The organism is Comamonas sediminis (assembly GCF_041107495.1).
GTDB lineage: Bacteria > Pseudomonadota > Gammaproteobacteria > Burkholderiales > Burkholderiaceae_C > Comamonas > Comamonas sediminis.
Genome location: NZ_JBGBDC010000005.1, coordinates 232,042 through 246,595 on the forward strand (window position 1 = coordinate 232,042; position 14,554 = coordinate 246,595).

The 14,554-nt window shown below is 64.0% G+C and carries 11 protein-coding genes; 5 read left to right on the forward strand and 6 right to left on the reverse strand.

Features of this window, described 5'->3' with window-relative positions; translation table 11 throughout:
• The first annotated feature begins 134 nt into the window (after nt 1-134).
• A complete protein-coding gene (locus AB7A72_RS13260) occupies nt 135-881 on the forward strand; it encodes a response regulator (protein ID WP_369460244.1) in 747 nt (248 codons plus the stop codon).
• Nucleotides 878-2,374, forward strand: coding sequence for an ATP-binding protein (locus AB7A72_RS13265; RefSeq protein WP_369460245.1), 1,497 nt, complete (start codon nt 878-880; stop codon nt 2,372-2,374). Before AB7A72_RS13260 ends, AB7A72_RS13265 begins: the two co-directional genes overlap by 4 nt.
• A gap of 138 nt (nt 2,375-2,512) precedes the next feature.
• On the opposite strand, the gene mnmE is transcribed toward AB7A72_RS13265, so the two are convergent.
• The 6 genes from mnmE to rpmH form a co-directional block, all read right to left on the reverse strand.
• A complete protein-coding gene (gene mnmE, locus AB7A72_RS13270; RefSeq protein ID WP_312835108.1) occupies nt 2,513-3,982 on the reverse strand; it encodes a tRNA uridine-5-carboxymethylaminomethyl(34) synthesis GTPase MnmE in 1,470 nt (489 codons plus the stop codon).
• 173 nt (nt 3,983-4,155) lie between these two features.
• A complete protein-coding gene (locus AB7A72_RS13275) occupies nt 4,156-5,739 on the reverse strand; it encodes an ABC transporter substrate-binding protein (RefSeq protein ID WP_239809926.1) in 1,584 nt (527 codons plus the stop codon).
• A 132-nt stretch (nt 5,740-5,871) separates the two neighbouring features.
• Nucleotides 5,872-7,575 (reverse strand): membrane protein insertase YidC, encoded by a 1,704-nt coding sequence (gene yidC, locus AB7A72_RS13280; protein ID WP_239809927.1) that lies wholly within the window; start codon nt 7,573-7,575, stop codon nt 5,872-5,874.
• Complete coding sequence (gene yidD, locus AB7A72_RS13285; RefSeq protein ID WP_084635722.1) at nt 7,572-7,856, reverse strand: membrane protein insertion efficiency factor YidD; 285 nt, start codon at nt 7,854-7,856, stop codon at nt 7,572-7,574. Before yidD ends, yidC begins: the two co-directional genes overlap by 4 nt.
• Complete coding sequence (locus tag AB7A72_RS13290; RefSeq protein WP_239812800.1) at nt 7,853-8,335, reverse strand: ribonuclease P protein component; 483 nt, start codon at nt 8,333-8,335, stop codon at nt 7,853-7,855. Before AB7A72_RS13290 ends, yidD begins: the two co-directional genes overlap by 4 nt.
• 59 nt (nt 8,336-8,394) lie before the next feature.
• A complete protein-coding gene (gene rpmH / locus AB7A72_RS13295) occupies nt 8,395-8,529 on the reverse strand; it encodes a 50S ribosomal protein L34 (RefSeq protein WP_084635723.1) in 135 nt (44 codons plus the stop codon).
• A gap of 446 nt (nt 8,530-8,975) precedes the next feature.
• On the opposite strand from rpmH, the gene dnaA reads away from it, so the two are divergent.
• From dnaA to gyrB, 3 genes are all read left to right on the forward strand, one after another.
• On the forward strand, nt 8,976-10,511 hold the full coding sequence (gene dnaA / locus AB7A72_RS13300) for a chromosomal replication initiator protein DnaA (protein WP_312414898.1): 1,536 nt from the start codon (nt 8,976-8,978) through the stop codon (nt 10,509-10,511).
• A gap of 129 nt (nt 10,512-10,640) precedes the next feature.
• On the forward strand, nt 10,641-11,759 hold the full coding sequence (gene dnaN / locus AB7A72_RS13305; RefSeq protein ID WP_133856196.1) for a DNA polymerase III subunit beta: 1,119 nt from the start codon (nt 10,641-10,643) through the stop codon (nt 11,757-11,759).
• Nucleotides 11,760-11,878: 119 nt separating this feature from the next.
• Nucleotides 11,879-14,455: a DNA topoisomerase (ATP-hydrolyzing) subunit B gene (gene gyrB / locus AB7A72_RS13310; protein ID WP_239809929.1), complete on the forward strand. Its 2,577-nt coding sequence runs from the start codon at nt 11,879-11,881 to the stop codon at nt 14,453-14,455.
• The last annotated feature ends 99 nt before the right edge of the window (nt 14,456-14,554 follow it).

Genomic DNA, 14,554 nt, shown 5'->3' on the forward strand with positions numbered 1-14,554 from the left:
ATCGTTCTTATTGATCAGTGAGCCGCCACTCTAATCAGCGCCGCAGCGGCCCAGCCGCCACCGCCCGCCTGATTTGCAATGCCATGTTTTCGCCCTGCCCTCCAACACAATCCATTACTTATCCGGAGAAAACCGTGACCTCGCCCCCCGCCAGCCTGCCCGGCAAGGCCCGCATCCTGGTGGTCGATGACGACCCCGAGATCCGCGAGCTGCTCTGCGACTACCTGCGTGCCCAGGGCATGCAGGCGGCTGCCGTGGCCGATGGCCAGGGCATGTGGGACTGGCTGGCCCGCCACAGCGCAGACCTGGTGGTGCTGGACCTGATGCTGCCCGGCGTCGATGGCCTGGCGCTGTGCCGCAGCCTGCGCGAGCGCACCCCCATCGCCGTGGTGATGCTGACGGCACGTGGCGCGCTGATGGACCGCATCCTGGGGCTGGAGATGGGGGCCGACGACTACCTGCCCAAGCCCTTTGACCCGCGCGAGCTGCTGGCCCGCATCACCGGCGTGCTGCGGCGCACGCGCCAGGTGCCGGCATCGATGCACGAGCCCGAGCACCTGGCCACCCTGCGCTTTGCCGGCTGGACCTTGAACATGCAAAGCCGCAGCCTGCATGACCCCAAGGGCCTGCTGATCAGCCTGGCCCAGTCGGACTACCGCGTGCTCTGCGCGCTGGCGCAAAACCCGCAGCGCACCCTGAGCCGCGACTACCTGGCCGAATACACCTTTGGCCGCGAGCGCCAGGCGCTGGACCGCGCCGTCGATGTCTGCATCAGCCGCCTGCGCCAGCACCTGGAGCCCCAGCCACGCCAGGCCCAGCTGCTGCGCACCGTGCGCAATGCCGGCTATGTGCTGGCCTGCGAGGTCGAGACGCTGGCGTGAGCACCGCCCCCGACACCCCCGACACCCCCGCCACGCAGCGCACCGGCCGCTGGCTTCCCAGTTGGTTGTCGTGGTTGGCGCGGCTGTGGCCGCAAACCCTGTCCGGCCGCATTGCCGCCATCCTGGTCATCGGCATGCTGGCCGCCCAGGCAATGACCGGCACCATCTGGTGGGAAATGCGCCGAAGCCAGCTGCTGGATGTGCCCTTGCGCCTGGTGGCGGCACGCAGCGCCGATACGCTGGCCCTGCTGCAAGCCAGCCCGCCCGAGCAGCGTGCCGCGCTGCTGGCGCAGTGGCAAGGCAGCCGCTACCAGTTGCATCTGGTCGATGCACCCGATGGCACGCAGACATCCCCCTACCCCGAAGCCCAGACCTTGATGGCCCAGGTGGTGCGCGAGCGCCTGGGCCAGCCCGTGCCGCTGCAATTGCAGCAGTTGGCGCTGCTGGGCGAGCGCAGCACCGACGGCCACCGCAGCCCCGTACTGCTGGCCGATAAACCCGAAGCCCATGTACGCCTGCTGCTGCAACTGCAGGACGGCCCCTGGCTGCAGATCGATGCGCAGGAAGGGGAAATCGGCCAGCCGGTGCAGCCCTTGCAGGCGCTGGCCGACTATGTGCTGCGCGTCTACCTGCTGCGCAGCCTGGTGATTGTGGCCGTGGCCCTGGTGGCAGTGCGCCTGGCCATGCGCCCCCTGCAGCGCCTGGCCGCCGCCGCCGAGGCACTGGGCCGCAACCTGCATAGCCCGCCGATAGATGCGCGGGGCCCGCGCGAAGTGCAGCAGGCTGCGCAGGCCTTCAATGCCATGCAGCAAAAAATCAACGAAGGCCTGGCCGAGCGCACCCGCTTCCTGGCCGCCGTATCGCATGACCTGCGCTCCCCCATCACCCGGCTGCGCCTGCGCGCTGAAATGCTGGAGCCGGATGCGCTGCGCGCCAAGTTCCGCAAGGACCTGGAAGAGATGGAGCACATGGTCGCCTCCACCCTCGACACGCTCACCGGCGCCCACGCCAGCGGCCCGCGCCAGACCATGGACATCCATGCGCTGGTGCATGGCGTGGCACAAGACATGCACGAGTCCAGCGGCCTGCCGGTCCCCGTCAGTGGGCAGGCGCTGCAACCCTACACCGGCTACGCCCAAAGCCTGCGTCGGGGCCTGCAGAACCTGGTGGAAAACGCACTGCGCTATGCCGGCGATGCGCAGCTCCACGTCGACGACGATGGCCAACAACTGCGCATCCACGTGCGCGACCACGGCCCGGGTATCCCCGCCGCGCAGATGGCGAGGGTGCTGGAGCCCTTCTACCGCATGGAGCACTCCCGCAATGCCGATTCCGGGGGGGTGGGGCTGGGGCTGTCGATTGCGCAGACGGTGGCGCAGGCCCATGGTGGCGAGCTGTTGTTGCGCGCGGCGGATGGAGGCGGGTTGGAGGCGGTGCTGGTGTTGCCTCGGGGGGATGCTGCCGCTATGAACGACAGCAGTTCTTACACGTAGCCCGGTGACCGTCTTCCGAAAGCTCAGCAGAACCCAATACGTTGGGCGTGGCCTCATGCTGAACTATCCGGAATTTCCGGATAGTTCTAAGCTTCCCTAGATGTGAACTGGCGCTGCGCACGCGCCAGAACTTCGCGATCACTTCCCAATACAAAAGCTCGAAAAAATCACCCCCAGCAAATCATCCGACGTGAATTCGCCGGTGATGGCATTCAACGCATGCTGGGCCAGGCGCAGCTCTTCGGCCAGCAGGTCGAGCGCAGGGCTGTCCACATGCAGCTGGGCATAGGCGATGTCCAGGTGCTCTTCGACCTGTTGCAGCGCCTGCACATGGCGGGCGCGGGCGATGTAGGTGCCTTCGGCGGCGGGCTGCCAGCCGGCCATGGCCAGCAGCTGCTGGCGCAGGGTGTCGAGGCCATCGCCGGTTTTGGCCGACAGCACCAGCGGGGCCTGGCCGCCCGCCGGGGCAGCGGCAGCAGCAGTGCCAAACTGCGCGGCGGCCTCGGCGCTTTGGCGGCGGGCCTCGTCGGCGGTCATGGCATCGGCCTTGTTCCAGACCTGCAGCACCGGTACGGTGGCGGGCAGTTGCTGCTGCAAGGTGGCGGCGATCTGGCGGTCGGCCTCGGCGTAGTCGGGCGCGGCCATGCGGGTCAGGTCGTGCAGGAACAGCACGGCATCGGCGGCAGCGATTTCTTCCCACGCGCGGGCAATGCCGATGCGCTCGACCTCGTCGCTGCTCTCGCGCAGGCCGGCCGTGTCGATCACATGCAGGGGCACACCTTCGATCTGGATGGTCTGCGCGACCTTGTCACGCGTGGTGCCGGCAATGGGGGTGACGATGGCCAGCTCGGCGCCGGCCAGCGCGTTGAGCAGCGAGCTTTTGCCGGCATTGGGCTGCCCGGCGATCACCACCTTGATGCCCTCGCGCAGCAAGGCGCCCTGGCGGGTGCGCTGCATGACGGCCTGCACGGTGGCGCGCAGCTGGTCCAGCTGGCCATAGGCATCGGCCTTTTGCAGAAAGTCGATTTCCTCTTCGGGGAAATCCAAGGTGGCCTCGACCAGCATGCGCAGGTGCACCAGCGCATCGCGCAGGCGGTGCACCTCTTGCGAGAAGGCGCCGGTCAAGGAGCGGCTGGCGCTGCGTGCCGCCGCCTCGGTGCTGGCATCGATCAGATCGGCAATCGCCTCGGCCTGGGCCAGGTCGATCTTGTCGTTCAGAAATGCGCGCTCGGTGAACTCCCCTGGCTCGGCCAGGCGCAGGCCGGGCAGCAGCGGCTTGCCGCTATCGGCCTCTGCCTGCGCGGCTTCCAGGCAGCGGGCCAGCAGCAGCTGCAGCACCACGGGGCCGCCATGGGCCTGCAGCTCCAGCACGTCCTCCCCGGTGTAGCTGTGCGGCGCGGGAAAGTACAAGGCCAGACCCTGGTCGATGGCCTGGCCGTCCGCCGCCTTGAAAGGCAGGTAGCTGGCCTCGCGCGGCTTCAGGGCCTTGCCGCAAAGGCGCTCGACCAGCGGCGCAATCGCCTTGCCCGACACGCGCACAATGCCCACTGCTCCGCGCCCGGGGGCAGTGGCAATGGCAACAATCGGATCGTGGTGGCGGGCAAGCATGGGCAGGTCTCTGGCGCTAGTGGGGCAAGGCCCACATTATCGGGCGGCTGCGCCAGCCGCCTGCACCGCAGGCTATTGACCGGCCCGGTGCCCGCCCAGGTGCCCCCCTGAAACGCCCATGAAAAAAGCCTGCTTACGCAGGCTTTGGGGTAGTCGGATCCAGCAGCGGCTGCTTACTTGACCGTGGTCCAGGCGGGGATGGGGCGTGCATCGGCGCGGTAGACTGTCTCGATGCCCTTGCGCATGGCCCAGGGGAAGATCTGGTGGTGCACGGGGATCGTGTAGAAGTTGTCCTTGGCCATCTTCAACGCGTCGTTCATCAAGGCATCGCGCTTGGCCGTGTCGGTTTCGGTCTTCAGCGCGTCGATCTTGGCGTCCAGCTCCTTGTCGGCAATGCGGCCGCCGTTGTAGACGCCGCCGCCCGCGGCGCCCTTGCTGTGGATCAGCGCGTCCAGCGAGTAGAGCGCATCAAAGGTCGCCACGCCCCAGCCGAACAGGTAGGCGTTCGGGTCGGAGTTCATCACGCGGGTCACGAACTGGGCCATCGGCGTGGCCTGCAGGCTGGTCTTGATGCCAATGCGGGTCCACATTGCGGTGACGGCCTGGCAGATCGCCTCGTCGTTCACATAGCGGTCATTCGGGCATTCGAGCTTGAGGTTGAAGCCATTGGGGTAGCCCGCTTCAGCCAGCAGCTTCTTGGCGCCTTCGACGTCGTACTTGGCAGCACGCTCTTCGAGCTCCTTGCTCCAGCCATGCACCATTGGCGCGACCATGGTGCCTGCGGTGATCGACATGCCGCGCATCGTGCGCTTGTGCAGGCCTTCGGTGTCGATCGCCATGTACATGGCCTTGCGCACGCGCACATCCTTCATCGGGTTCTTGCCCGGGGTGCCAGCGCCTGGCAGCTCGTCGCGGAACACGTCCAGACCCAGGTAGATGGTGCGGTTCTCGGTGCCTTCGAGCAGCTTCAGCTCGGCGGTCTTCTTGATGCGCTCCTGGTCCTGCGGTGGCGGGTCGACCATGAAGTCCACCTGGTTGGAGATCAGCGCCGCAGTGCGGGTCGCGGCCGACTTGATGGGCGTGAAGACGATCTCATCCACGTTGCCGGTGGGCTTGTCCCACCAGGCGGCGTTCTTCTTCAGGGTCAGCTTCACATCGGGCTGCCAGCTGACGGCGATGAAGGAGCCCGTGCCGTTGGTGTTGCGGCTGGAGTAGCTTTCTTCCTTGCCGGCATAGTCCTGGGTCTTGACGGCATTGTTCTTCTCCGCCCAGGCCTTGTTCATGATGCGCGCCTCGGTCAGCTCACGCAGCAGGATCGGGTTGGGGCCCTTGAGGATCAGGTCCACGGTGAAGTCATCGACCTTCTTGACCTCCTTGATGCTCTGCGTGGCGCTCATCATGTTCGATGGCGGGGTCATGATGCGGGTCAGCGAGAAGACCACGTCATCGGCGGTGAAGGGCGCGCCGTCATGGAATTTGACGCCCTTGCGCAGCTCGAAGCGCCACTGGGTGGGGCTCACCTCGGTCCACTTGGTGGCCAGCGCGGGCTCCAGCTGGAAATCCTTGCCATAGCGCACCAGGGGCTCATAGACCTGCTGCAGGAACGCATGGGTGGTCTGGTGGTTCTGTGCGTGCGGATCCAGGGTCAGGATGTCGTTGGCACCTGCCCAGCGCAAGGTGGCCGCCTGGGCTGCGCCTGCACAGAGCAACACTGCCAGCGCCAGCGCGCTAGGTCGAAAAACCGATACTTTCGCCATACCTGAACCCCTATTTTGTTGAACACACTTTCAAACAGTTGATGCTAACGAAAAAACGGTCGCAAATGCGACCGTTTGGGAGGAGTATCCGGGAATGCCCGCCTAGGCAATCCCTGCATTGACAAATGCCGGCTACTTGAACTTTGGCAGATTGAACTGCGGTGGCACACCCATGCGGGTATTGATGATCCACTGCTGGGCAATCGACAGCAAGTTGTTGGTCAGCCAGTACAGCACCAGACCGGCCGGGAAGAAGAAGAACATCACGCTGAACATCAGCGGCATGATCCACATCATCTTGGCTTGCATCGGATCGGGTGGTGCGGGGTTCAGCGCCGTCTGCAGCAGCGACGACAGGGTCATCAGCACCGGCAGGATGAAGAACGGATCGGGCACCGACAGGTCATGGATCCAGCCGATCCAGGGCGCGTTGCGGATTTCCACCGACGACAGCAGCACCCAGTACAGCGCGATGAACACGGGGATCTGGATCACGATCGGGAAGCAGCCGCCCATGGGGTTGACCTTCTCTTCGCGGTAGATGCGCATCATCTCCTGCTGCATCTGCTGGGGCTTGTCCTTGAGGCGCTCACGCATCTCCATGATGCGGGGATTGATCGCCTTCATCTTGGCCATCGATGCATAGGCCTTGGCATTGAGCCAGTAGAACGCAATCTTCAGCAGCAGCACCAGCGCGACGATCGACCAGCCCCAGTTGCCGATGAAGCCGTGCAGCTTGTCGAGCAGCCAGTACAGCGGCTTGGCCAGAATCGTCACCCAGCCGTAGTCCTTGACCAGTTCCAGACCGGGAGCGATGGCTTCCAGCGTCTTTTCGATCTGCGGGCCCACGAACAGGCGCGCATCGATGGCCTTGCTCTGGCCGGGTGCAATCTCGCCCAGGTGGGTGATCTCGCCGACCGAGTACAGGTTGGTGCCGGCCTTGCGCACATAGATGTCGCGCTGCGTGCCTTGGGGCAGCAGCCAGGCGCTGGCAAAGTAGTGCTGCACCATGGCCACGTAGCCGTTGTCGGCTGCCTTGTCCACGCTGTCGGTCTTGCCGTTTTCGATGTCCTTGAAGTCGACCTTGTGGTACTTCTTGGCTTCGGTGTAGACGGCAGGGCCGGTAAACGTGGAATAGAACGAGGATTCACCGGCAGGCTTGTTGCCGTCGCGCGTCAGCTGCAGGTACAGCTGCGGGTTGACCGCCGCAGAGCCGGTGTTGACCACCTCTTGCTTCAGGCCAATGGCGTAGTCACCGCGCTTGAGCGTCCAGGTCTTGACCAGCTTGACGCCGCCCAGATCGGGCGACTCGAACACCACGTTCAGCTCGTTCTGGCCCTCGGCCAGCTCGCGCGGACCGGGCTTGAGGGTCATCGCCGTCTTGTGGGTCGGGAAGTTGCCACCGATCAGACCGGTCTGTGCCACGTAGACGCGGTTGGCGCTTTCGTCGAGCAGCTTCACGGGCTTGGTCTTGTCGTCCTGGTCCGCGTACTTGAGCAGCTCGGCACCCACCAGCGATGCGCCTTCGCTGTCAAAGGTCAGGCGCAGCAGGTCGGAGGCCACGGTCAGCTTCTCGCGTGCAGCAGCGGGGGCTGCTGCATCGGCGCCTGCCGTGCCGGGCACGTTGCTGGCGTTCGCAGTTGCCGCAGGGCTGGTAGCGCTGGCAGCGGGCAGACCGTTGTCGGTGCTGACTGCGTCTGCAGGCGCCTGGGCCGTCACCTCAGGTGTGGGGAAGAATGTGGGTTTGCGACCATTGTGGATTTGCCACTTGTCCCAGAGCAGGACCAGGGAGAAACCAAATATCACCCACAAGATGGTGCGGCGAATATCGTTCATGAAGACTTCTCAGAGGGGGAAGAGGATGAATCGGCGGGAGTCACCAGACGACTGAACCAGCGCGGATGCGCGGGGACCGGGTCATGGCCGCCCTCGCACCAGGGATGGCAGCGCACCAGGCGGCGCACCGTCAAATAGCTGCCCATGGCAGCACCGTGCTGTTCCAGCGCCTGCAATGAATAGGCAGAGCACGTGGGCTCGAACCGGCAGGCAGAACCTAGCCAAGGGCTCAGCAGCAGCCGGTAGCCGCGCACCAAACCCATGAGCAAGCGTTGCATCATACGCTAAGCGCCTTGGCGCCCTCGTTGCGCTCGGCTTTGGCGGGCAGGCTGTTCTTGTGTGCCCGGGCAAACAGCTGCATCAGCTCGGCCCGCACCGCCTGCTTGAGCACGTCGGAGCTGGGGCTGATGAATTGCTTGCGGTCAAACGTGCTGCGCAGGCGCACCACGTGGGCGGCCACCGGCAACTGCGCTTCATGCAGCGCAGCGACGGCATAGATCTGCCGCTTGATGGCATTGCGCGTGACCGCGCGGCGTGCCCAGCGCTTGGGCACCATGGCGCCCAGCCAGGTCGCCTCAAACGCAAAAAGAGCCGGTGGCACAACCTTGGCAGGTTGGTCACCAGGCCCTGATGGGGCAGCATCGCTGCCCGAGGCGTCAGCAGACAAAACCAGCCTGTGCAGCGCAAAGTGCGCAGTACGGGCGATGGTTCCGCCTGCCATGGCGGCTTGGAACTGAGGGCGAGTCTTAAGGCGATGCATAAGTGTCATCCACTGGTGCACTACCTGGCACCCGAGAGGTGCCTGTCACCCTGCTGGCCTTACAGGCCCAGACGCTTGCGGCCCTTGGCGCGGCGTGCGTTGATAACAGCGCGGCCACCCTTGGTCTTCATGCGGACGAGGAAACCGTGGGTACGGGCGCGGCGGACTTTGGAAGGTTGGTAAGTACGTTTCATGATGCAATTCCTAGAGAGGCTTGGTTCCGGTTTGTTGGCTGCTTGCGCCCAAATGAATGAACACAAAGGCAACCAAGCTCAAGCCCTGCTCAAGCGCAACACCGGTGAAATAGTGCGGACCACCCCCATGGCAATGGCGCAAGCCAGGCTGCCAGCGCGGCGGACACGCGCGTAAAATTCGCCCTGACATGCAGGGAAACCGCAAATTATCGCAGTGTTTACTGTCCTTGGCAATTACTTGGCTTTGTCCTCGGTTTTTTCTGTAATATGCGCAGACTTTTGCCAAGTCGGCGGCGAGACCATCGAGGAAACCCGAGCATGGGGCATGTGCAGACCCGTCCGCCGTGTGGATAACTTTTGCACAAGCTACAATAGGCAGCCGATCAACCTTCCCCCTTATCCACAACAACAACAGCGTGGGGGACGAATATTTCCGTGGGATAACAATGGATGAAGCCAGCCTGGGCCAAGGTTTGTGGCGCGCAGTTGTAGAGCAACTCGCCCAAGAAATGCCCGAGCAACAGTTCAACACCTGGATCAAGCCGCTGACCGCTGTCGTGTCGGACGACTTGTCCAAGGTCACGCTCTATGTGGCCAACCGTTTCAAGCTCGACTGGATCCGCGCCCAATACACCGGCCGCCTGGCCGCCATGCTGGAAGAAACCTACGGACAACCGGTGGCCATCGAGTTGGCCATTGCGCAGCGCGATGCCGCCGTGCGCACCGTCGTGCGCCCGCCGCTGCGCAGCGGAGGCGCACTCGCGGCCTCCGCGCAAGGCAGCGGCACCTCGTCCGGCCTGGGCCTGGGCCCCTCGTACGGGCCGGCCAGCCGCAACCCTGCCCAAGCCGCCGCCAGTGCTGCCGAGCAGTACCGCAACAGCATCCAGATCAGCGACGGCAGCGCTGCCCCAGCAAGCCAGGGCAGCGCCGAGGGCGATACCGGCAACGCCAGCGGCAATTTCCGCAACCGGCTCAATCCGGTGCTCACCTTTGACACGCTGGTCGAAGGTACCGCCAACCGCATGGCGCGCTCGGCGGCCATGCATGTGGCAGCCTCGCCCGGCCATCTGTACAACCCCTTGTTCATCTACGGCGGCGTCGGTCTGGGTAAGACCCACCTGGTGCATGCGGTGGGCAACAAGCTGCTGGCCGACAACCCGGACGCCAAAGTTCTCTACATCCATGCCGAGCAGTTCGTCTCGGATGTGGTCAAGTCCTACCAGCGCCGCACCTTTGACGAGTTCAAGGAGCGCTACCACTCGCTCGATCTGCTGCTGATCGACGATGTGCAGTTCTTCGCCAACAAGGACCGCACGCAGGAAGAATTCTTCAACGCCTTCGAAGCGCTGCTGGCCAAGAAGAGCCACATCGTGATGACGTCCGACACCTATCCCAAGGGTCTGGCCAACATCCACGAACGCCTGGTCTCGCGCTTTGACTCCGGCCTGACGGTGGCCATCGAGCCGCCCGAGCTGGAGATGCGCGTCGCGATTCTGATCAACAAGTCGAGGGTCGAAGGCACCGAGATGCCCGAGGAAGTAGCCTTCTTCGTCGCCAAGAACGTGCGCTCCAATGTGCGCGAACTCGAAGGCGCGCTGCGCAAGATCCTCGCCTACTCGCGCTTCAACCAGAAGGAGATCTCCATCCAGCTGGCGCGCGAGGCGCTGCGCGATCTGCTGTCGATCCAGAACCGCCAGATCAGCGTGGAGAACATCCAGAAGACCGTCGCGGACTACTACAAGATCAAGGTCGCCGACATGTACAGCAAGAAGCGCCCGGCCAGCATTGCCCGCCCGCGCCAGATTGCGATGTACCTGGCCAAGGAGCTGACCCAGAAGAGCCTGCCCGAGATTGGCGAGCTGTTTGGCGGCCGCGACCACACCACCGTGCTGCACGCCGTGCGCAAGATCGGTGGCGAGCGCCAGCAACTGACCGAGCTGAACCAGCAATTGCACGTGCTGGAGCAGACCCTCAAGGGCTAGCCGATGGAATTTTTTGTTTTCGCCAATTGCCTGCGCGCCGCAGGCACAATGGCAAATGGGACAGGTGCAGAGGGGGCTCCGTGCACAGCTGCCGTCCACAACAACACCGCAATTTGACAAGAGGTTGAAATGATTGTTCTGAAGGCCACACAAGACAAAGTCATCGCAGTACTGCAGTCGGTCGCCGGTATTGTCGAGCGGCGCCACACTTTGCCGATTCTGGCCAATGTGCTGATCCGCAAGACCGGCAATGCGCTGCAGCTGACCACCAGCGATCTGGAAATCCAGATCCGCACGACGGCCGAGCTGGGCGGTGACATGGGTGACTTCACCACCACCGTGGGTGCCCGCAAGCTGATCGACATTCTGAAGACCATGCCCAGCGACCAGACCGTGAGCCTGGAGACGCAGCAGTCCAAGATGATCCTCAAGGGTGGCAAGAGCCGCTTCACCCTGCAGACCCTGCCTGCGGAAGACTTCCCGCTGGTGCAGGAGGCGCCCTCCTTCGGCCCCGTGTTCAGCGTGCCGCAAAAGGTGCTCAAGGACCTGATGAGCCAGGTCTCGTTCGCGATGGCCGTGCAGGACATCCGCTACTACCTCAACGGCATCCTGTTCGTGGCCGAAGGCAACACCCTGAGCCTGGTGGCCACCGATGGCCACCGCCTGGCCTTTGCCAGCGCCACCCTGGATGTGGAAGTGCCCAAGCAGGAAGTGATTCTGCCGCGCAAGACCGTGCTGGAACTCCAGCGCCTCCTGTCTGATGCCAGCGGCGACAACCAGCCCGTCATCGAGATGCAGTTCGCCAGCAACCAGGCGCGCTTCACCTTTGCCGGCATGGAATTCGTCACCAAGCTGGTCGAGGGCAAGTTCCCCGACTACAACCGCGTCATCCCGCGCAACCACCCCAACAGCATCACGTTGGGCCGCGCGCCGCTGCTCGCCAGCATGCAGCGCACGGCCATCATGACCAGCGACAAGTTCAAGGGCGTGCGCCTGACCATCGAGCCCGGCACCTTGCGCATCGCGGCCAACAATGCCGAGCAGGAAGAGGCGGTGGATGAGCTGGACATCGACTACGGCGGCCCGGCTGTCGAAGTCGGCTTCAACGTCACCTACCTGATCGATGTGCTCTCCAACATGGGCCAAGACATGGTGCGCATCGACTTTGCCGACAACAACAACTCGGCGCTGATCACCAACCCGGAAAACGACACCTTCAAGTACGTGGTCATGCCAATGCGCATGTAAGCGACGGACACGACCCGCGCGCCGGCTCGCAGATGCAGGCCGGCGCAGGACCGAGATTTATTTGATTCAAAGACATGGCAGGGCGCCGCGCCCTGCCAGTGCAGTACCAAGGCAGCTTCATGACCGCAGAAAACCAGCCGGAACAAACCCCCAGCACGCCAGGCCCCGATGCCAGCGGCTATGGCGAAGGCGCCATCCAGATCCTGGAAGGGCTGGAGGCTGTGCGCAAACGCCCGGGCATGTACATCGGCGATACCTCGGACGGCACCGGCCTGCACCACCTCGTGTTCGAAGTGGTGGACAACTCCATCGACGAGGCCCTGGCCGGCTATTGCGACGACATCCTGGTGACCATCCATGCCGACGGCTCGCTGTCGGTGGTGGACAACGGCCGCGGCATTCCCACCGGCGTGAAGATGGATGACAAGCACGAGCCCAAGCGCTCGGCCGCTGAAATCGCACTGACCGAGCTGCATGCGGGCGGCAAGTTCAACCAGAACAGCTACAAGGTCTCGGGCGGTCTGCACGGCGTGGGCGTTTCCTGCGTGAACGCGCTGTCCGTCAAGCTCAAGCTCATCGTGCGCCGCGAAGGCCAGGTGCACCAGATCGACTTCTCGCGCGGCTTTGTGCAAAACCGTTTGATCGAAGTCGTCGGGGGCGTGGAAATCTCGCCCATGCGCATCGTCGGCGCGACCGAGAAGCGCGGCACCGAAGTGCACTTCCTGCCCGACCAGGAGATCTTCAAGGAAAACTACGAGTTCCGCTACGAAGTGCTGGCCAAGCGCCTGCGCGAGCTGTCCTTCCTGAACAACGGCGTGCGCATCCGCCTCAAGGACGAGCGCGACGGCAAGGAAGACGACTTCTCTGGCGCCGGCGGCGTGCAGGGCTTTGTCGAGTTCATCAACGGCACCAAGAAAGTGCTGCACCCCACCGTGTTCCACGCCGAAGGCAGCCGCCCGGCAGAAACCTATGGCGGCATCCCCGGCACCGAGATCGGTGTCGAAGTGGCCATGCAGTGGAACGACGGCTACAACGAGCAGGTGCTGTGCTTCACCAACAACATCCCCCAGCGCGATGGCGGCACCCATTTGACCGGCCTGCGCGCGGCGATGACCCGCGTCATCGGCAAGTACATTGCCGACAACGAGCTGGCCAAGAAGGCCAAGGTTGAAGTCACCGGCGACGACATGCGCGAAGGCCTGTGCGCGGTGCTCAGCGTCAAGGTGCCTGAGCCCAAGTTCAGCAGCCAGACCAAGGACAAGCTGGTCTCCAGCGAAGTGCGCGCGCCTGTCGAAGACATCGTCGGCAAGCTGCTGACCGAGTACCTCGAAGAAAAGCCCAACGACGCCAAGATCATCTGCAACAAGATCGTTGAAGCTGCCCGCGCCCGCGAAGCCGCCCGCAAGGCCCGTGAAATGACGCGCCGCAAAGGCGTGCTCGACGGCATGGGCCTGCCCGGCAAGCTGGCTGACTGCCAGGAAAAAGACCCGGCGCTGTCTGAAATCTACATCGTCGAGGGTGACTCTGCAGGGGGCTCGGCCAAGCAAGGCCGCGACCGCAAGTTCCAGGCCATCCTGCCGCTGCGCGGCAAGATCCTGAACGTCGAAAAAGCCCGCTACGAGAAACTGCTCTCCAGCAGCGAAATCGTCACCCTGATCACCGCGCTGGGCACCGGCATCGGCAAGGTCAGCGAAGACTCGGGCAAGAGCAGCAGCGATGACTACAACCTCGCCAAGCTGCGCTACCACCGCATCATCATCATGACCGATGCGGACGTCGACGGCGCCCACATCCGCACCCTGCTGCTGACCTTCTTCTACCGCCAGATGCCTGACCTGGTCGAAGCCGGCCACATCTACATTGCGCAGCCGCCGCTGTACAAGGTCAAAAACGGCAAGGAAGAGCTGTACCTGAAGGACGGCCCCGCGCTGAACCAGTTCCTGCTGCGCGTGGCGCTGCAAGGCGCCAGCGTCAGCACCGGCGGCGCCAACCCGCGCAACATCGATGGGGAAGAGCTCAGCCGCCTGGCGGCCATGCACCTGGCAGCCGAAACCGTCATCGAACGCCTGTCGTCCTACCTCGACGCAGAAGCGCTGCGCGCCATCGCCGACGGCGTGCAGATCCGCCTCGACACGCTGGACGATGCCATGGTCTGCGCCCCTGTGCTGGAAGCCAAGCTGCGCGAGCTGACCACCACCGGCGTGCCCGCCGAGGTGACCGGTGAGCTCGATCCGCATACCGAAAAGCCGATCCTGCGCATCAGCCGCCACCACCACGGCAACATCAAGAGCTCCATCCTGACCCAGGAGTTCGTCGAAGGCCAGGACTACGCCGCATTGGCCGCCGAAGCCCAGAACTTCCACGGCCTGCTCGCCGAAGGCGCCAAGGTCACCCGCGGCGAAGGCGAAAAAGCCAAGATGGAGAAGGTCACCGACTTCCGCCAGGCCATGCAATGGCTCATCAGCGAAGCCGAACGCACCACCGCGCGCCAGCGCTACAAGGGCCTGGGTGAGATGAACCCCGAGCAGCTCTGGGAAACCACGATGGACCCCGAGGTCCGCAGCCTGCTGCAAGTCAAGGTCGGCGACGCCATCGAAGCCGACCGCGTCTTCACGATGCTGATGGGCGACGAGGTGGAACCACGCCGTGACTTTATCGAGACCAATGCGCTGCGGGCGGGGAATATTGATGTGTGATGGCCTGTGGGCCGTCAAAGACTGAGGCGCCGTTTTAGCACCCTCTCTTTTGACTGTTGCTTAGCTTCAGCCTAATGCCTCCCTACAGACAGCCGCGAA

Coding starts and splice junctions, on each gene's coding strand:
- yidD (WP_084635722.1), bottom strand. CDS start 7,856: ATGATGCAACGCTTGCTCATGGGTTTGGTGCGCGGCTACCGGCTGCTG.
- AB7A72_RS13275 (WP_239809926.1), bottom strand. CDS start 5,739: ATGGCGAAAGTATCGGTTTTTCGACCTAGCGCGCTGGCGCTGGCAGTG.
- AB7A72_RS13290 (WP_239812800.1), bottom strand. CDS start 8,335: ATGCATCGCCTTAAGACTCGCCCTCAGTTCCAAGCCGCCATGGCAGGC.
- rpmH (WP_084635723.1), bottom strand. CDS start 8,529: ATGAAACGTACTTACCAACCTTCCAAAGTCCGCCGCGCCCGTACCCAC.
- mnmE (WP_312835108.1), bottom strand. CDS start 3,982: ATGCTTGCCCGCCACCACGATCCGATTGTTGCCATTGCCACTGCCCCC.
- gyrB (WP_239809929.1), top strand. CDS start 11,879: ATGACCGCAGAAAACCAGCCGGAACAAACCCCCAGCACGCCAGGCCCC.
- dnaA (WP_312414898.1), top strand. CDS start 8,976: ATGGATGAAGCCAGCCTGGGCCAAGGTTTGTGGCGCGCAGTTGTAGAG.
- dnaN (WP_133856196.1), top strand. CDS start 10,641: ATGATTGTTCTGAAGGCCACACAAGACAAAGTCATCGCAGTACTGCAG.
- yidC (WP_239809927.1), bottom strand. CDS start 7,575: ATGAACGATATTCGCCGCACCATCTTGTGGGTGATATTTGGTTTCTCC.